Annotated in this window: 17 protein-coding genes; 10 read left to right on the forward strand and 7 right to left on the reverse strand. The window is 69.3% G+C overall.

The features are described 5' to 3' along the window. Positions 1–378: 378 nt before the first annotated feature. Positions 379–1,410, reverse strand: coding sequence for a phosphotransferase family protein (locus tag ACWDU4_RS12200; protein WP_450114166.1), 1,032 nt, complete (start codon positions 1,408–1,410; stop codon positions 379–381). Between the two features lie 176 nt (positions 1,411–1,586). After that, entirely contained in the window at positions 1,587–1,994 is a 408-nt protein-coding gene (locus ACWDU4_RS12205; RefSeq protein WP_450114167.1) for a hypothetical protein, read from the reverse strand. Between the two features lie 220 nt (positions 1,995–2,214). Here ACWDU4_RS12205 and ACWDU4_RS12210 point away from each other — a divergent pair, with 220 nt between their 5' ends. From ACWDU4_RS12210 to ACWDU4_RS12230, 5 genes are all read left to right on the forward strand, one after another. Next, entirely contained in the window at positions 2,215–3,600 is a 1,386-nt protein-coding gene (locus ACWDU4_RS12210) for a cytochrome P450 (RefSeq protein ID WP_450114168.1), read from the forward strand. A 103-nt stretch (positions 3,601–3,703) separates the two neighbouring features. Then, on the forward strand, positions 3,704–4,789 hold the full coding sequence (pdhA, locus tag ACWDU4_RS12215; protein WP_450114169.1) for a pyruvate dehydrogenase (acetyl-transferring) E1 component subunit alpha: 1,086 nt from the start codon (positions 3,704–3,706) through the stop codon (positions 4,787–4,789). Continuing rightward, positions 4,789–5,766: an alpha-ketoacid dehydrogenase subunit beta gene (locus ACWDU4_RS12220; protein WP_450114170.1), complete on the forward strand. Its 978-nt coding sequence runs from the start codon at positions 4,789–4,791 to the stop codon at positions 5,764–5,766. Before pdhA ends, ACWDU4_RS12220 begins: the two co-directional genes overlap by 1 nt. A gap of 11 nt (positions 5,767–5,777) precedes the next feature. Beyond that, on the forward strand, positions 5,778–7,076 hold the full coding sequence (locus ACWDU4_RS12225; protein WP_450114171.1) for a dihydrolipoamide acetyltransferase family protein: 1,299 nt from the start codon (positions 5,778–5,780) through the stop codon (positions 7,074–7,076). Positions 7,077–7,184: 108 nt separating this feature from the next. Then, positions 7,185–8,366 (forward strand): MFS transporter, encoded by a 1,182-nt coding sequence (locus ACWDU4_RS12230; RefSeq protein WP_450114172.1) that lies wholly within the window; start codon positions 7,185–7,187, stop codon positions 8,364–8,366. Between the two features lie 160 nt (positions 8,367–8,526). Here ACWDU4_RS12230 and ACWDU4_RS12235 read toward each other — a convergent pair whose 3' ends face one another. From ACWDU4_RS12235 to ACWDU4_RS12245, 3 genes are read right to left on the reverse strand one after another with little or no spacing between them, the layout of a single operon-like run. After that, the gene (locus ACWDU4_RS12235) at positions 8,527–9,951 is read right to left on the reverse strand and encodes an NAD(P)(+) transhydrogenase (Re/Si-specific) subunit beta (protein ID WP_450114173.1); all 1,425 of its coding nucleotides are present in this window, start codon (positions 9,949–9,951) and stop codon (positions 8,527–8,529) included. Beyond that, complete coding sequence (locus tag ACWDU4_RS12240; protein ID WP_378427185.1) at positions 9,951–10,283, reverse strand: NAD(P) transhydrogenase subunit alpha; 333 nt, start codon at positions 10,281–10,283, stop codon at positions 9,951–9,953. Before ACWDU4_RS12240 ends, ACWDU4_RS12235 begins: the two co-directional genes overlap by 1 nt. Next, positions 10,283–11,398 (reverse strand): Re/Si-specific NAD(P)(+) transhydrogenase subunit alpha, encoded by a 1,116-nt coding sequence (locus ACWDU4_RS12245; protein ID WP_450114174.1) that lies wholly within the window; start codon positions 11,396–11,398, stop codon positions 10,283–10,285. Before ACWDU4_RS12245 ends, ACWDU4_RS12240 begins: the two co-directional genes overlap by 1 nt. A 369-nt stretch (positions 11,399–11,767) precedes the next feature. On the opposite strand from ACWDU4_RS12245, the gene ACWDU4_RS12250 reads away from it, so the two are divergent. From ACWDU4_RS12250 to ACWDU4_RS12265, 4 genes are all read left to right on the forward strand, one after another. After that, a complete protein-coding gene (locus tag ACWDU4_RS12250) occupies positions 11,768–12,142 on the forward strand; it encodes a DUF488 domain-containing protein (protein WP_450114175.1) in 375 nt (124 codons plus the stop codon). Positions 12,143–12,213: 71 nt separating this feature from the next. Then, complete coding sequence (locus ACWDU4_RS12255; RefSeq protein ID WP_450114176.1) at positions 12,214–12,363, forward strand: hypothetical protein; 150 nt, start codon at positions 12,214–12,216, stop codon at positions 12,361–12,363. Between the two features lie 27 nt (positions 12,364–12,390). Beyond that, on the forward strand, positions 12,391–13,287 hold the full coding sequence (locus tag ACWDU4_RS12260; RefSeq protein WP_450114177.1) for a maleylpyruvate isomerase family mycothiol-dependent enzyme: 897 nt from the start codon (positions 12,391–12,393) through the stop codon (positions 13,285–13,287). Continuing rightward, a complete protein-coding gene (locus ACWDU4_RS12265; protein ID WP_450114178.1) occupies positions 13,287–13,928 on the forward strand; it encodes a Type 1 glutamine amidotransferase-like domain-containing protein in 642 nt (213 codons plus the stop codon). Before ACWDU4_RS12260 ends, ACWDU4_RS12265 begins: the two co-directional genes overlap by 1 nt. A 72-nt stretch (positions 13,929–14,000) precedes the next feature. On the opposite strand, the gene ACWDU4_RS12270 is transcribed toward ACWDU4_RS12265, so the two are convergent. Together ACWDU4_RS12270 and ACWDU4_RS12275 are read right to left on the reverse strand one after the other, a co-directional pair. Next, a complete protein-coding gene (locus ACWDU4_RS12270) occupies positions 14,001–14,324 on the reverse strand; it encodes a hypothetical protein (RefSeq protein ID WP_450114179.1) in 324 nt (107 codons plus the stop codon). A 217-nt stretch (positions 14,325–14,541) separates the two neighbouring features. Next, complete coding sequence (locus tag ACWDU4_RS12275; RefSeq protein ID WP_450114180.1) at positions 14,542–14,856, reverse strand: hypothetical protein; 315 nt, start codon at positions 14,854–14,856, stop codon at positions 14,542–14,544. A gap of 425 nt (positions 14,857–15,281) precedes the next feature. Here ACWDU4_RS12275 and ACWDU4_RS12280 point away from each other — a divergent pair, with 425 nt between their 5' ends. After that, positions 15,282–16,763, forward strand: a complete 1,482-nt coding sequence (locus tag ACWDU4_RS12280) for a wax ester/triacylglycerol synthase domain-containing protein (RefSeq protein ID WP_450114181.1) — start codon at positions 15,282–15,284, stop codon at positions 16,761–16,763. Positions 16,764–16,791 lie beyond the last annotated feature (28 nt).

A 16,791-nucleotide genomic window follows, 5' to 3' on the forward strand; every position in this document is an offset into this window, starting at 1 on the left:
CTCCGGCCACCCCCTCTATCTACAGGGGACTGACCACACTCTTTCCCACACGCCTCTCTTCCGATCTGCGGGGCGGACGTAACATGGTTGGGGTCGGGGCGCGCCCCGAGCGCGAGACCTACTCCGTGGTGGTGGGGGTCTCGGTGGGCGTCTCCCCCGCGTCGGCGGAGAAGCTGCTGAGGAGGCCGGTGAGCAGGGCGACGATCTGATCCATGACGATCTCCATTCTGTCCTGATGTTCCCGATAGCCGGATTCGGCTGCGAACGAGTGTGCACCGCACTTCCGTACCGCGCGTCCGGTTTCGAGAATCAATTTTGCAAGACCGAAAAGAACACGATTCCGCAACTATCCCGGCGTTGCGTCTGCTAGCGGCTCGTTCAGTGCAGCCCGGCCGAACGCGCCGTGTCCACCGCGCGGGCGACGATGTCGTCGATGATCTTGATCGACGGTGCCCCGACCTCGGCGGTGTTGCGCGGATCCTCCATCGTGCGACGCAGCACGCCCTCGGCGATGATCGCCAGCTTCCACAGGGCCAGCGTGTGCCAGAACCCGAGCGCAGAGCGATCTCGCCCGGTCTCCCGGAAGTACACGTCCGCGAGCTCGGCACGCGTCGGGAAACCCTCCATCGTCGACGCGACGAACGGTCCCGGCAGCTCGTCATCGGCCTGCGACCAGTAGGCGAGCAGGGCGCCGACGTCGGCCATCGGGTCGCCGAGCGTGCACAGCTCCCAGTCGAGGACCGCGACCACCCGACCGTCGTCACGTGCGGTGATGACGTTGCTCAGGTGAAAGTCCCCGTGCACCAGTGTTACTTCGCTCTGCTCCGGAATCGAACGTGACAGCAGCGCCGTCAACTCCTCCACTGCCGGCACCTCACGAGTCTTCGACTTCGCCCACTGCCCGGACCACCGCCGAATCTGCCGCTCCGCGAACGGCGAACGACTCGACAGGTCGTCGAGCCCGGCGAGTTCGAGGTCGACGCGGTGAATGCTGGCCAGTGCCTTCGGCATCGACAGGCCGGTGGCACGTCGCCGTTCCGGTGTCAATTCCTTGGCCACACCGATGCTGTCGACGACGACACCGTCGACGTAGCTCATCAGCATCAGCGGCGCGTCGGTCACCGCCGGATCCTCGGTCAAGGCAAGTGCTTTCGGAACCGGAACGCCCGTGCCCTGCAGGGCGGAGATGATCCGGTACTCACGGGCGACGTCGTGCGCGGACGCGAGCAGATGACCGAGCGGGGGCCGACGCAGCACCCAGGCGGAACCGCCCGAGTCGGTCACGATGTACGTCAGGTTGGACTGGCCGTTGCCGATCCGCTTGAAATTCAGCGGCGCGAGGGCACCGACCCCCAGATCCGCGATCCACGCGGAGACCGCACGCTCGTCCAGACCCACGGCGTTGCTCATCGGCTGCTCCCTTCGCTGCTGCTCCAGCGGACCCGTCCGCGCGGACGAGGCCCGACGGTGACGTACCACTGGCTCCGACCCGTCGATGCTAGTGGTTACCCCGCCTGCCTGGGCCGATTCGGCGTCACCGCAACAGGATCGGTAGGGTTCGCACCCTCCGATCCGGGCGGACCGGGTTACGAGGAACTCCCACCCGCCAGCGGGGAGGGGACCGCATCGAACCGAAGCGTCGCCTCGGCGTGATCACCGCCGGGCGGGTCGAAGGTGAATGTGGCCACGTATCGGCCGGGCTCGTGGACCGGCGTCGCAGCGGTCGCCACCCCCAATGTCAGCGGCATCGTGACGGTCCGCTCGTCGCCGTCGGGTTCGGTCACCGTCAGCACGACCGGGGTGGTGGCGTCCGCTCCGGTCGGGACCGGACCGACCGAGACACCGAGAGTCACCAGGTTGTTCGCGTAGACCGTGCCGATCGGCGGCACGGTGGCGATCTGGTAGACGGTCGCGGCGGACGCCGTCGGCGCCAGGGCGAGGGTCACGGCCCCCGCAAGCACTCCCGCGGTCACAAGTCCCTTGCTGCGCAACATGGACAATCCCTCCGGGTCGACTGATCACATTCCGAGTCCGATCACACTCCGAGTCGGGCTCCCGCCAGACTAGGACGGACCGACTCGAAACCTGCGGTACCGAATCGCCCTCGGTGCATCACGAATCGGCAGCAGACTTCCACCGACGACCGCGGGACAATTGCAGCGGGACAACTGCAGACGCACGCGCCACCACGATCCCGAATCGAAGTGAATCGCGATGACCACAACACTCCCGCACCCGCCGCACCGACTCCCGCTTCTCGGCGATCTGCTCACCGCCGACCCGAGCAGACCCTCCCAACATCTGGCCGAACAGGCGCGGGCCCTGGGCCCGATCTTCGACACCCAGGTGTTCCGGCAGCACCTCACGGTGGTGTCCGGCACCGACCTGTACGCGGACCTCTGCGACGACAAGCGGTTCGGCAAACGTATCGGGTTCAGCACGGCGTACACCCGCGAAATGCTCGGCGACGCCCTCTTCTCGGCGTACACGACGGAGCCGAACTGGTCGCGGGCGCACAACATCCTTCAGCCGGCCTTCTCGCTGTCCGCGATGAAGAACTATCACGACACGATGGTCGAGACGACACGTGAACTGATCGCGTACTGGGACGAGAACTCCCGGTCGGGGCCGGTGGACGTGCACACCGACACCAGCAAGATGACGCTGCAGACGATCGGGCGGATCGGCTTCGGCCACGACTTCCACTCGTTCGAGTCCACCGAACCGGATCCGTATGCGGCCGCAGTGATGCGCGTGTTCGCGTACATGGGACGGTCCGGGTACCGGATTCCGGTGCACTGGCTCGACCACCTGGTACATCGTCAGGCGATCGCCGGCGTGGACGCCGACCTCGCGTATGCGCGCGGCGTCGTCGACGACGTCATCCGGACCCGGCGCGCACACCCGGACGATGCGCCCGACGACGACCTGCTGGCGCTGATGCTGACCACTTCCGACCCGGCGACCGGGCGATATCTCAGTGACGAGAACATCCGCAACCAGGTGCTCACCTTCTTCGCAGCAGGACACGAAACGACCTCGGGCACACTGTCGTTCGCCCTGCACATCCTCTCCACCCACCCCGAGGTCGCGACCCGCGCCCGGGCGGAGATCGAGTCGATGTGGCCGGCCGGGACCGATCCCGATCCGGCGTTCTCCGACGTCCACAAGCTCAAGTACCTGCGGCGGGTCGTCGACGAGACGCTGCGCCTGTGGCCGATCGGGCCGGGGTTCCTCCGGGAACCGCTGCAGGACACCCTGCTCGGCGGTCGCTACCTGCTTCGAGCCGGGCAACCGGTGCTCGCGCTCACCTTCGCCGTGCACCGCGACCCGGTGTGGGGGCCGAACCCACTGGCCTTCGACCCCGACCGCTTCCTGCCGGAGCGTTCCCGCACTCGCCCGCCGGGGATCTACAAGCCGTTCGGCACCGGACTGCGGCAGTGCATCGGACGACAACTGGCCCTGCACGAGTCGGTGCTCGCACTGGCGCTGATCCTGCACCGTTACGACCTCGAACCCGACCCCGGCTACACCCTCGAGGTCGCAGAGGAGTTCACCCTCAAACCCGCGAACCTCCGCCTCGGACTGCGCCGCCGCTGACCCTTGCGCCGCCACGCCAAAAGGGGATGCTGGTGGGTGAGGGCACAGCGCGTCGGGGCCTGTCTCACGAGGACCTCCCCGGCGACAGCACGAGGAGGTCCCGGTGGCCGACAAGAAGGTCTACCCGGTCCAGCTCGTCCAACCGGACGGCAGACGGGTGCACGGTGCACGGTATGCGGAGGTCGTCGCCGACGTCGGCGCACAGCAACTCCGCGCAATGTACGAGGACATGGTGGTGGTCCGGCGCGTCGACGCCGAAGCCACCGCGCTGCAACGCCAGGGCCAGCTCGGGATCTGGGTACCCAGCCTCGGCCAGGAAGCCGCCCAGGTGGGGTCGGCGCACGCGCTCGATCCCGACGACTACGTCTTCACCAGCTACCGCGAGCACGGTCTGGCGTACTGCCGCGGCGTCGATCCGGCGCAGTGGCCACGCCTGTGGCGCGGTGTCGCGCTGTCGTGCTGGGATCCGAACGCGCTCGCGCTGACGAATCCGGCGATCGTCGTCGGCGCGCAGGGCCTGCACGCCACCGGCTACGCGATCGGCGCGCACTTCGACGGCGCCGAGATCGCCACCGTCGCGTACTTCGGCGACGGCGCGACCAGTCAGGGCGACCTGTCGGAGGCACTGGGATTCGCCACGAGCTTCAACGCCGGGGTGGTGTTCTTCTGCCAGAACAACCACTGGGCGATCAGCGAACCCGTTCGGCTGCAGAGCCCGAACCCGCTGGCACAGAGGGCAGCCGGCTACGGCATGCCGTCCGTGCAGGTGGACGGGAACGACGTGCTCGCGGTCCTCGCCGTCACCCGGACCGCGGCCCGGCGGGCCAGGGAGGGCAGCGGTCCGAGCTTCGTCGAGGCGCTCACCTACCGGATGGGTCCGCACACCACGTCCGACGACCCGACCCGCTACCGGACCGGCGCCGACCTCGAGCCGTGGCGGGCGCGCGACCCGATCGATCGGATCCGTCGACTCCTCGAACGCGAGGACGCGTGGGACGGCGAGTTCGACGGCCGGGTCCGGGAGAAGGCCGAAGGCGCGGCCGCCGCTTTCCGGGCCGGTACCCTCGCCCTGCCCGACCCGGAACCGCTGCGCCTGTTCGACCACGTCTATGCGCACGGGCACACCGTCCTCGACGAGGAACGGGACAGCTACGCCGCCTACCTGCACGACATGGAGGGGGCGCGCTGATGACCACCATGACCCTGGCCGGTGCGATCAATGCCGGACTGCGGCGCGCACTCGACCACGATCCGAAGGTCGTGCTGATGGGCGAGGACATCGGTGCCCTCGGCGGCGTCTTCCGGGTCACCGACACCCTGCAGAAGGACTTCGGTGACGCCCGCGTCATCGACACCCCCCTCGCCGAATCCGGAATCGTCGGCACCGCATTCGGACTCGCACTGCGCGGCTACCGCCCGGTGTGCGAGATCCAGTTCGACGGCTTCGTCTACCCGGCGTTCGACCAGATCGTCTCGCAGGTCGCCCGGATCCACTACCGCACCGAGGGGCGGGTCCGGGCACCGTTGACCATCCGCATCCCGTTCGGAGGCGGAATCGGTGCGGTGGAACACCATTCGGAATCCCCCGAGGTGTACTTCGCGCACGCCGCCGGACTGCGCGTGGTCAGCCCGTCCACCCCGTCCGACGCCTTCACGATGATCCAGCAGGCGATCGCCGACGACGACCCGGTGGTGTTCTTCGAGCCGAAACGCCGGTACTGGGACCGCGGCGAGGTGGAGCCCGACGCTCCGCCCGCGCTCGACCTGTATTGCGCCCGCGTCGCCCGCCCCGGCACCGACGCCACGATCGTCGCGTACGGACCGATGGTGGCGACCGCGCTCGCCGCGGCCGCCGCGGCCGAGACGGAGGGGCATTCGTTGGAGGTGATCGACCTGCGGGCACTGTCCCCGATCGACTTCGACACCGTCGAGGCATCGGTCCGCCGCACCGGGCGGCTCGTGATCGTGCACGAGGCACCGGTGTTCGCCGGACTCGGCGCCGAGATCGCCGCCCGCATCACCGAACGCTGCTTCTACCAACTGGAGGCGCCCGTGCTGCGGGTCGGCGGGTTCGCCACCCCGTACCCGCCGGCGAAACTCGAGAAGTACTACCTGCCCGACCCCGATCGCATCCTCGATGCGGTCGACCGGACGCTCGCCGCCTGACGGGGACCACCGTGACCGGCGAGGTGCACGAGTTCCGGCTGCCCGACCTCGGTGAGGGCCTGACCGAGGCGGAACTCATGTCATGGTCGGTGACCGTCGGCGACACGGTTGCACTCAACCAGGTGATCGCCGAGGTCGAGACCGCGAAGGCCGCCGTCGAACTGCCGTCGCCGTTCGCGGGCACCGTCCTCGCCCTGCTCGCCGCCCCCGGTGACACGGTTCCGGTCGGTGCGCCACTGATCCGGATCGGGGATGCAGGCGCCACCTCCGAACCCCTTCCTCCCGCACAGGGTTCGGTGCTGGTCGGGTACGGCCCCGCCGCCCAGCCTGCGAGCCGACGACGCACACGACGGCGCGACGGCGGCGCCGTCACCGCGGACACCGACGGCGGCGCCGTCACCGCGGACACCGATGGTGGCGCCGTCACACCCGGTGGCACCCGGGACGAGGCGGCCCGGCCGGACGCGAAACCGTCCGCTCGTCGACTCGCGCGCGAACTCGGCGTCGACCTGGCGACGGTGCCGGGCACCGGTTCGGGCGGGGCGATCACCGTCACCGATGTCGAAGCCGCCGCGACCGGGGGCGGCCGGGATTCCGCGCCTCGGGCGGGCCGGGAGTCCCGGACCCCGATCCGGGGCGTCCGCAAGCAGACCGCCGCGGCGATGACGCGCAGCGCGTTCACCGCACCACAGGTCACCGTATTCGTCACCGTCGACGTGACGGCGTCGATGGAACTGCTCGACCGGCTACGGAAAACGGCGCCGTTCGCCGGCCTCACCCTGACGCCGCTGTCGCTGGTGGCGAAGACGATGCTGGTGGCACTGCGGAGTCGCCCGGAACTCAACGCGAGCTGGGACGAGGTCCGCCAGGAGATCGTCACCAAGCACTACGTGAACCTCGGTGTCGCGACCGCGACGGAGCGGGGGCTGCTCGTGCCGACGGTCAAGGACGCGCACGACATGACACTCGTCGACCTGACCCGCGCGATCGGTGAGTCGACGGCGACCGCCCGAGCCGGTCACGCGACGCCTGCGGACCTGACCGGCGGCACGATCACGATCACCAACGTGGGGGTGTTCGGAGTCGACGCGGGCACGGCGATCCTGACGCCCGGGGAGGCGGCGATCCTGTGCCTCGGCGCGATCGCCCGCCGTCCGTGGGTGGTCGACGACGAGGTGGTCCCCCGCTGGGTGACGACGCTGGGGTTGTCGTTCGACCACCGTCTCGTCGACGGCGAGCAGGGTTCGCAATTCCTCGCCGACGTCGCCGCGATCCTCACCGACCCCCTCACCCTGCTGGCCCGCAGCTGAGCGACTCTCCTGGCCCGCAGCTGAGCGGCTTCGCCGCCCGTGAGTACTTTTGGCCCGCGTGGGGACCAAGAGTGCTCACGGGCGGCGGTGCCGCCACAATGGGACCCGATGCTGCTGACCACGCTCGACGCCGCCCGTCTCCGCCGTGCCCGTGCCGCCGTCTTCGGCGTGTTCGCCGTCAACGGTTTCCTGCTCGCCGCGTGGGTGGTGCACATCCCCGCCATCTCGGAGCGGACCGCCATCAGCCACGCCACGCTGGGCTGGTTGCTGCTGGTCCTCGCCGGCGGCGCCCTGATCGGCATGCAGATCGCCGGACCGCTCGCGGACCGGTGGGGCAGCCGACGCATGATCGCGGCGGCGGGCCTGCTGCTGTCCGCGGGTGCGATCGGACCGGCGCTGGCCACCGACGCGGTGAGCCTGGGCGTGGCGCTCACCGTCTTCGGGCTCGGCAACGGCGCGCTGGACGTGTCGATGAACTCGCAGGCGGTGCACGTCGAGCGGGCCTACGGCCGACCGATCATGTCGGCGTTCCACGCCCTGTTCTCCCTCGGTGGGGTCGCCGGGTCGCTGCTCGGTGCGGCGACGCTGGCCGCGGGCGTGGCGCCGTCGACGGCGCTGCCGGGGGCGGCCGTACTCGGCGCCGTCACCATCCTCGCCTGCCTGCCTGCGCTGCTGCCGCACGAAGTTCACGAACCCGATGAACGGACGGCGGCCACCGGTTCGGCGAGGTCACACGAGCGACCGGCGACCGCGAAGGTCCTGGCCCTCGGCGCGATCGCGTTCGCCGTGTTCCTCGCCGAGGGGGCCGCGAACGACTGGAGCACGCTGCAGGTCAAGGAACACCTCGGCACGTCCGACGCGACCGCGGCGCTGGCGTTCGGCGCGTTCGCGGTGATGATGACCGTCGGCCGGTTCACCGCGGACCGGGTCGCGGCGGCGCTCGGACCGGTCGCGGTGGTGCGCTACGGCACCCTGATCGCGGCCGTCGGGATGGGTGCGGTGATGGCGTCGAGTTGGGTTCCGCTCACCCTGTTCGGCTGGGCGCTGTTCGGACTCGGGCTCTCGGGCTGCATCCCGCAGATCTTCACCGCCGCCGGCAACCTGAACGCGGGCTCGCCGGGCGTGAACATGTCCCGGGTGGTGGGCATGGGGTATCTCGGGTTGCTGGCCGGTCCGGCACTGCTGGGATGGTTGACGCAACTGATGCCGTTGACCGCGACGCTCGCGGTGCCACTCCTGTGCGTCCTGCCGGCGTGCCGGTTCGCCGGACTGCTCCGGCCCACCCCGTGATCAAGGCCTACGCCGCGGCGAACGGCGTCGATCCGGCCCGACGACGAGGGACGGGCACCCTCGCGCGGTCCAGCCGCGCGAGGGTGCCCGTGTCATTGCCGAGCCGGTGGTGTCACAGCGCCGTTGATGTGACACCACCGGTGGTGTTGCAGCGCCCGTGTTACAGCGCCTTGAGTTCCTCGGTGACCTCGGAGACCATCTTCTTCGCGTCACCGAACAGCATCGAGGTCTGATCCGCCGTGAACAGCGGGTTGTCGATGCCGGCGTAGCCGGACGACATGGACCGCTTGAGCACGATGACGGACTTCGACTGGTCGACGTTGAGGATCGGCATGCCGTAGATCGGGCTCGACGAATCCTGACGCGCGGCCGGGTTGGTGACGTCGTTCGCGCCGATGACGATGGTGACGTCGGTGCGAGAGAACTCGCCGTTGATGTCGTCCATCTCCTTCATCGCGTCGTACTCGACGTCGGCCTCGGCGAGCAGGACGTTCATGTGACCGGGCATCCGGCCGGCGACCGGGTGGATCGCGTACTTGACCTCGACGCCACGCTCCTCGAGCATGCTGGCCATCTCCTTGACCGCGTGCTGCGCCTGCGCGACCGCCAGACCGTAGCCGGGCACGACGATGACCTGGTTGGCGTACGCCATCTGGATCGCCGCGTCGGAGGCGGAGGTGGCCTTGACGGTGCCGCCCGCGGCGGAGCCCGCGGCGCCACCCTCGTCACCGCCACCGAAGGAGCCGAAGATGATCGCCGGGATGGACCGGTTCATCGCCTTCGCCATCAGGTTGGTCAGAATCGAGCCGGACGCGCCGACGATCATGCCGGCGACGATCATCGCCTGGTTGTTCAGGGCCAGACCCGCCGCGGCGGCTGACAGGCCGGTCAGGGCGTTGAGCAGCGAGATGACGACGGGCATGTCGGCGCCGCCGATCGGCAGCACCACGAACAGGCCCATCACACCGGCCGCGACGAGCAGCCCGACGATCAGCCACGGCGACTGCGGGTCACCGTCGGCGCCCACACCGATGTAGATCGCGAGACCGATCGACACCACCGCGAGGACGATGTTCGCGAGCTGGAACAGCTTCGCCGAGGCGACGACCTTCTTTTCCAGGTTCTTGTTGAGCAGTTCCTGCAGCTTGGAGAACGCGACCAGCGAACCCCAGAACGACACCGAACCGATGATCGCGGCGAACAGCGACCCGACGATGAACGGCGCCGACGGCACCGCCTCGACAGCGGTGAAGCCGTCGGAGTTGAGGAACTCCGCCCACGCGATCAGCGCGACCGTGCCGCCGCCGACGCCGTTGAACAGCGCGACGAGCTGCGGCATCGCGGTCATCTTGGTGCGCAGCGCGGGCGGGACACCGAGGATGACGCCAACGGCCAGGCCGCCGATGATCAGGCCCCAGTTGTCGGTGTCGCGGATGTCGATCAGCACCGCGATCACGGCGACGAGCATGCCGACCGCGGCGATGTAGTTGCCGCGCACCGCGGTCTTCGGGCCGGTCAGACCCGAGAGACCGTAGATGAACATCGAGAACGCGACGATGTACAGGATCGTGACGAGGTAGCCCATCAGGCGTCAGCCCCCTTCTTCTCGACGACCTTCTGGGCGTCCTTCTTGGGCTTGAACATCGCGAGCATGCGGTCGGTGACCACGAAACCGCCGACGACGTTCAGGGTGCCGAACACCAGCGCGACGAACAGGATGATCTTGATCGACCACGGCGCGTCGCCGGGCAGATGCCCGAGCACGACCAGCGCGCCGAGCACGACGATGCCGTGGATGGCGTTGGTGCCCGACATCAGCGGCGTGTGCAGCGTGTTCGGGACCTTGGAGATGACGGCGAATCCGACGAACCCGGCCAGGACCAGGATCGCGATGTTCGCCAGCAGTTCGTTGTACATCAGGCGTTCGCCCCCTCACGGGTGACGCAGGCGGCGGCGAGGATCTCGTCGTCGAAGTCGGGCGCGAGCGCACCGTTCTCGTCGAGCATCAACTCGATGACGGCCTGCAGGTTCTTCGAGTACAGCTCCGAGGCGTGCTCGGGCATCGTCGCGGGCAGGTTCAGCGGCGAGCAGATCGTCACGCCGTGCTTGACGACCGTCTGACCGGGCTCGGTCAGCTCGCAGTTGCCACCGGTCTCACCGGCCAGGTCGACCACGACGGAGCCGGGCTTCATGCCCTGCACCGCGGCGGCGGTGACCAGACGCGGCGCCGGACGACCCGGAACCAGCGCGGTCGTGACGACCACGTCGAAGCCCTTGATGGCGTCCTCGAGCGCCTGCTGCTGCTGCGCGCGCTCGTCCTCGGTCAGCTCGCGGGCGTAGCCGCCCTCACCGGCGGCGTCGATGCCCAGGTCGAGCCACTGCGCACCGACCGAACGCACCTGGTCCGCGACCTCCGGACGCACGTCGTAACCGGTGGTCCGGCCGCCGAGCCGCTTCGCCGTGGCGAGGGCCTGCAGGCCGGCGACACCGACACCGAGGACCAGCACGGTCGCCGGCTTCACGGTGCCCGCGGCGGTGGTCAGCATCGGGAAGTACCGGGTGGACTCCGATGCCGCGACGACGACGGCCTTGTAGCCGGCGACGTTCGCCTGCGACGACAGCGCGTCCATTACCTGAGCGCGGGAGATGCGCGGAATGGCCTCGACCGCGAACGCGGACACGCCCGCGGCCTTCAGTGCGGCGATCCCGTCGGGGTTGGTGCGCGGCGCCAGGAAACCGATCAGGACGGATCCCGACTTCAGCTTCGCGGTTTCGGCGTCGGTGGGCGGCGCGACCTTGACGACCAGGTCAGCCGACCACGGGTCGCCGATGGTGGCACCGGCCTCCTTGTACAGCTCGTCCGGGATCAACGCCCCGAGACCGGCACCGGCTTCGACGACGACGTCGAGGCCCTTGCCGATCAAGGTCGTCACGACCTTCGGGACCAGCGCCACCCGCCGTTCACCGTCGTTCGTCTCTCGAACGACGCCGACCGTCGGGCGCGCCTGGGGCGTGCTCTTCGATGTGTCCAATGTGACTACTTCCTGCGATTGGTGGTTGTCGGGCCGGGACGGGCGGCGGCCCGCGTGCGACGAGCGGACGATGGTCCGGGTAGCACGAAGTAGCCAATGCTGACACGCTTTCGCTCACGGATACATCTCAAAATCCCCAAAACAGGCACTGAATCGAATCCGATCAAGGGCAAGTGGCGTAGATTCCTACGGAATTGTGTCACCGGTCACAGCATTGTCGGGGCGTCAGCGGCGTTCCACGGCGCCCGTGAGGCCCGAATTCCCGCACGCGCCGACCGCCCACCGCTCGTTCATCCCGCCTCGCCGACCGGCCGTCGAACCTAGACTGGGCCACAGGGCCGGGTCACTGCTTCTGCCGCGGAGGTGACGATGACCAGTCGGACGACACCGGACGTCACGGTCGAGCGCGTGTACGACCACCCCGAACCGGAACCGGGCGCGGTCCGCGTCTTCATCGACCGCCTGTGGCCGCGGGGCGTCCGCAAGGACGATTTCCACTACGACGACTGGGCCAAGGACCTGGCACCGTCGACGGAACTGCGGCGCTGGTACAGCCACGACGCCGCGCATTTCCGCGAGTTCCGGGCCCGCTACCGTGCCGAACTCGAATCCGACGAGGGCCGCGAGGCCATCGCCCGCGTCACTGCGCTGGCGAACGGCAGGCCGCTGGTGCTCCTGACCGCCACCCACGATCTGGAACACAGTCACGCGGACGTGCTGGCCGAGGTCCTGAACGAGGCGTGAGCACCCGCCGCGGGAACGACGAGAACAGCAGCGAACAAGAAAAGTGGCGAACAAGAAAAGTAAGGAGAGACGTGGGCGACGACGTCGGGGGCGACCCGGCCTGCTGGCTGGACCGGGTGTGCCCGGAGTGCGGCGCGTTCCTGCCCGACGGCCCCGACCACGACTGCCCCCGCTGCGAGTTCGGGACCGCCGAGATCGGCGATCACGAGATCGGCACCTGAGCTCCCCTACGCCTCTACAGTGGCCGAATGAGCGACAGTGGCCGGAAGAGCGAGACCAGGACCCCGACGCTGCTCGACCGGGAGCCGCTGACCGCAGCCCTGATCGAACAGTGGGACGTGATCGGCGCCCTGCTCGCACGGTTGACGCCGGAGCAGTGGGCGCAGCCGTCGGCGCTGCCGGGCTGGTCGGTGCATGACGTCGTCGCGCACCTCATCGGTACCGAGTCCATGCTCGAGGGCATCGACCCGCCGGTCGAGGCGGACGCGGTCCCCGACTCCCCGCACGTGCACAACCCGATCGGCGCCTTCAACGAACGCTGGATCCACGGCCTGCGGGACCGATCCCCCGCGGAGATGCTGGCCGCGTACCGGGACATCACGGCACGCCGGGCCCGGGCCCTGGGTGCGATGTCGCAGGACGATTTCGACGCGCCCGCGATGACCCCGGTCGGGCCGGACAGTTACGGGCGGTTCATGCGTACCCGCCTGTTCGACTGCTGGTTCCACGAACACGACATCAGGGACGCGCTCGCCCTGCCCGGCGACGAGGGCGGTCCCCGCGGCGAGTACGCGTTCGCCGAACTACTGAACGGTGTCGGGTTCGCCGTCGGGAAGAAGGGCCGGGCGCCGCAGGGTTCGTCGGTGACGTTCGCACTGTCGGGTCCCCTGGCGTTTGCCGACGACCGTCCGCGGGAGGTCCACGTCGTGGTCGGCGACCCCGCGCACCCGGAGCGCGGCGGCCGCGCGGCGGTGGTGCCTACTCTGCCCGGGCCACCGACCGTCACCCTCGGCCTGGACTCGCGGCTGTTCACCCGGTTGTGCGGCGGCCGGGTCTCGGGCGCCGACCGGATCGACGAGATCACCTTCGTCGGGGACGAGGCCCTGGGCAGGCAGATCGCGACGAACCTCGCGTTCACCATCTGATGCGGCTGTTCCTCGCGTCGTACCGTTTCGGCGCCGACCCCGACCGACTGCTCCGGTTGGTGGGACGCCCGGGCCGCGTCGCCGTGATCGCGAACGCCGCCGACTCGTGGGGATCCGCGCGGAAGTCCGCGGTGGTCTCGGACCTGGTCCCGTTGCGACGGCTGGGTTTCGACCCGCGGGAGGTGGATCTGCGGAAGTTCGTCGGGGCACCGGACCGGCTGCGGGCGGAATTGTCCCGCCACGATCTGGTGTGGGTGCGAGGAGGCAACACCTTCGTGCTGCGCGCCCAGTTCGCGCGCAGCGGCGCGGACGAGGTTCTGACGGATCTGCTGCGCGAGGACGCTCTGGTGTACGCCGGCTACAGCGCGGGGGCGTGTGTATTGACGCCCAGCCTGCGGGGCCTCGAACGCGTCGACGACCCGGCCGAGGTCGCATCCGCGTGCGGGGTGCCGGTCATCTGGGACGGCCTCGGACTGGTGGACCACGCGATCGTCCCGCACTACCGGTCACCTGGGTACACCGCGACCGAGTCCGCCCTGATCGAGGAGATCGCCGACGGCTACCGGCGCGACGGTGTGAAACACCGAACCCTCACCGACGACGAGGTGATCGTTGTCGATGAGGGTTCAGCGGAAGGGTGACTGTGTCCCGAGGGTGACTGTGCACCGAGGGTGTCCCGCAGGGTGGACTCCGCGTTCCGGCGGAGAACCGGCTCAGCCGAAGACGACCCGGCGGTCGGACCGCAGCGCCGGCAGGAGCGAGAGCCGGCGCGGCGTCTTGAGGCGACGCCGCGAGACCTCGTCGGCTCCGGCGAGGAGGGCGTCCACGAGCAGCTCCGGGTCACGACGCCAGGCTCCGACGATCGCGACCAACGCCTCGTCGGTGAACAGGCCGCTCTCCGAAAGGGCTTCTTTCCACTCGGCCATCTCGCCGTCGCGCACCTGGTCGATGGCGTGGACGTCGATCTCGCCGCCCTCCCATTCACAACACAGCACCGCGTTGACCAGGTCTTTCGTCGGGGATGCCAGATCGTTCATGGTGCCGGTCCCTCCGTCGGGTGCGACTTCTCGCGCCGGTGTAACACTTTGGTGCGCTCGAGCGATTGGAGCCCAACCTAGCCGGAATCGAGGGCGGTGGCGAGGACCAATCACCACAATCAGGTAACAGAGTGACAGTTGTGACTGCTGTGACAAACGAGACGACGAGTGGCGCCCGGATCGGACACCGGGCCGACGTGCTCCGTCACCCCCACGGTCAGACCGCGGACACCCGTTCCGCCGCGACAGGCAGGGACGCCACGCGCGAGGCGGTCAGGCGACGGCGGGTGATCTCGTCGACACCGTCGAGGAGGGCGTCGACCAGCAGTTCCGGGTCCGCTCGCCAGGCCGACTCGAGGTCGCGGACGGCACCGGCCGACAGCATCCCGGAGTCCGCAACCGCGGACACCCAGTCACCGAGTAGTCCCGCGCGGATCGCGGCGACGGCGGCGGCGCCGTCGGTGTCGAGGTCATCGAATTCGTACGCGAGGATCGCGCGAACCATGCCGTCTGCGGCTGTGGGGTCGCTCATCTCGTAACTCCGTTCACGCATGCCGTGCGCGCACGCCCGGCGGTAACACCCTGTCCGTCACTCGACGGACATGCCCGCTCGACCTGTAACGCCTCCGCGATGTCGAGCGATAGACGCGAATCTAGCCCCTGGCGAGGGATGTTTGTATAGCTAGGAGCGAAACATCGCGTTAACTCGCCTGTGGGTTGCCCCACATTGACGTGCCTGGAAATGTAATCTGCGTCACTACCAGCACCCTTGCGATTCCGCTTCACTCTCGGGCGTGTCGCCACCCGTCCCGCCCCCGGTCCCGCCCAGTGGGACCGGGGGCGGGACGCCACGACACGACCGCGACCCCGAAGCCGGAAACGACCCCGACAGTCAGGGGCCGGGTACAGACTGGGAGCCGACGACCGCGGGCAGTGGACAACCGTAGGGAGTGCGACATGGGCAGCGTTGGCGACACCGGCGGCCAACCCCTGGTTCCACCGAGTGCGGTCGACGTCGACCTGTCCGGGCTCGCGCAGGGCTGGAACCGCACGATGTCGGACCTCGAAGCCGGCATGTGGCGGATGGAAGAGGCACAGCCGAAGCTCCGCTCCCCGATCGTCGCCGTGGACGTCCTCGACGGCCCACCGGACTGGGATCGCCTGGTCCGCGCGCACGAATGGGCTTCGCACATCGTGCCCCGGATCCGCATGCGTGCGGTGGAACCCGTGTTCGGACTGGGCAATCCGGTGTGGTCGGTCGACCCCGAGTTCGATCTCGACTACCACCTGCGGCGGGTGCGGTTGCCCGAGCCCGCGACGTTCGATCACGCGCTGCGGATCTGCCGGCACCTGGCGACCGAGCCGTTCGACAAGGCCCGTCCACCGTGGACGGCGATGCTGATCGAGGGCCTCGAGGACGGCCGAGCCGTGTACGTGGTCAAGACCCACCACAGCATGACCGACGGTATGGGCGGCATCGGCCTGATGACGCTGCTGCACAGCCGGCGCCGCGAGCCGACCCCCGACAAGCCGGACCGCCTGCCCGCGCCCCCGGAGAACCTCAACACCGTCACCGCGTTCGGTGAGGAGGTCGCGACGCAGCTGCGCCGGGCCCCGGGCCGGATCGCCGGACTCCTCGGCGGGGCGGTGCGGACCGCCACCGCGACCGTGACGAACCCGCTCGGTGCAGCCACCGAGGCTTTCGAGTACGCGAACTCGCTTCGGCGGGTGGTCACTCCCCCACCCGCGACCGGGTCGCCGTTGCTGCGCGACCGTGGGCTCGGCCGCTGGTTCGGTGCGCTCGAGGTGGGCCTGGACGAGCTGAAGGCCGGCGCGAAGGCGGCGGGCGGGTCTCTCAACGACGCGTACGTCGCGGCGTTGCTCGGCGGCTTCGCGCGCTACCACGACCGGCACGGTCAGCAGATCGGCGCGGTCCCGATGGGGATGCCGGTGAACATGCGGACCGCGTCGGATCCGTCCGGGGGCAACAGGTTCACCGCGGTGCGGTTCGCCGGCCCCGCCGCCGAACGTGATCCGGTCGCGCGGATCGCGAAGGTCCGCACGATCGTCCTCGGGCTGCGGGAGGAGCCTGCGCTGGACGCGCTCGACCTCGCGGCGCCTCTGCTGTCGCGGCTCCCGACGTGGCTGCTGGCGAACTGGTACCTCTCGCAGTCCACCGGACTGGACCTGCAGGCGAGCAATGTCGCCGGGGTGCCGGTCCCGGTGTATCTGGCCGGGGCCCGGATCGAGCGGATGTTCCCGTTCGGTCCGGCACCGGGATGTGCGGTGATGGCGACGCTCGTCTCGCACAACGGGGTCTGCTGCATCGGCGTCAATCTCGACACCGCCGCGGTCACCGCGCCGGCGATGTTCATGGAGTGTCTGCAGGAGGGGCTCGACGAGGTGGTGGCCCTGGGCACGGCGAAGGGCTCCGAGTGACGGTGACGGGCGTGGTCACGGCGAGGAT

It is taken from the genome of Rhodococcus sp. NPDC003348 (assembly GCF_053589375.1).

Excerpts from the sequence above, each read along its gene's own strand:
- ACWDU4_RS12205 (WP_450114167.1), bottom strand. The coding sequence starts at position 1,994 with ATGTTGCGCAGCAAGGGACTTGTGACCGCGGGAGTGCTTGCGGGGGCC.
- ACWDU4_RS12280 (WP_450114181.1), top strand. The coding sequence starts at position 15,282 with ATGGGCAGCGTTGGCGACACCGGCGGCCAACCCCTGGTTCCACCGAGT.
- ACWDU4_RS12235 (WP_450114173.1), bottom strand. The coding sequence starts at position 9,951 with ATGGGCTACCTCGTCACGATCCTGTACATCGTCGCGTTCTCGATGTTC.
- ACWDU4_RS12200 (WP_450114166.1), bottom strand. The coding sequence starts at position 1,410 with ATGAGCAACGCCGTGGGTCTGGACGAGCGTGCGGTCTCCGCGTGGATC.
- ACWDU4_RS12265 (WP_450114178.1), top strand. The coding sequence starts at position 13,287 with ATGCGGCTGTTCCTCGCGTCGTACCGTTTCGGCGCCGACCCCGACCGA.
- ACWDU4_RS12230 (WP_450114172.1), top strand. The coding sequence starts at position 7,185 with ATGCTGCTGACCACGCTCGACGCCGCCCGTCTCCGCCGTGCCCGTGCC.
- ACWDU4_RS12240 (WP_378427185.1), bottom strand. The coding sequence starts at position 10,283 with ATGTACAACGAACTGCTGGCGAACATCGCGATCCTGGTCCTGGCCGGG.
- ACWDU4_RS12220 (WP_450114170.1), top strand. The coding sequence starts at position 4,789 with ATGACCACCATGACCCTGGCCGGTGCGATCAATGCCGGACTGCGGCGC.
- ACWDU4_RS12270 (WP_450114179.1), bottom strand. The coding sequence starts at position 14,324 with ATGAACGATCTGGCATCCCCGACGAAAGACCTGGTCAACGCGGTGCTG.
- ACWDU4_RS12250 (WP_450114175.1), top strand. The coding sequence starts at position 11,768 with ATGACCAGTCGGACGACACCGGACGTCACGGTCGAGCGCGTGTACGAC.
- ACWDU4_RS12260 (WP_450114177.1), top strand. The coding sequence starts at position 12,391 with ATGAGCGACAGTGGCCGGAAGAGCGAGACCAGGACCCCGACGCTGCTC.
- ACWDU4_RS12275 (WP_450114180.1), bottom strand. The coding sequence starts at position 14,856 with ATGAGCGACCCCACAGCCGCAGACGGCATGGTTCGCGCGATCCTCGCG.
- ACWDU4_RS12210 (WP_450114168.1), top strand. The coding sequence starts at position 2,215 with ATGACCACAACACTCCCGCACCCGCCGCACCGACTCCCGCTTCTCGGC.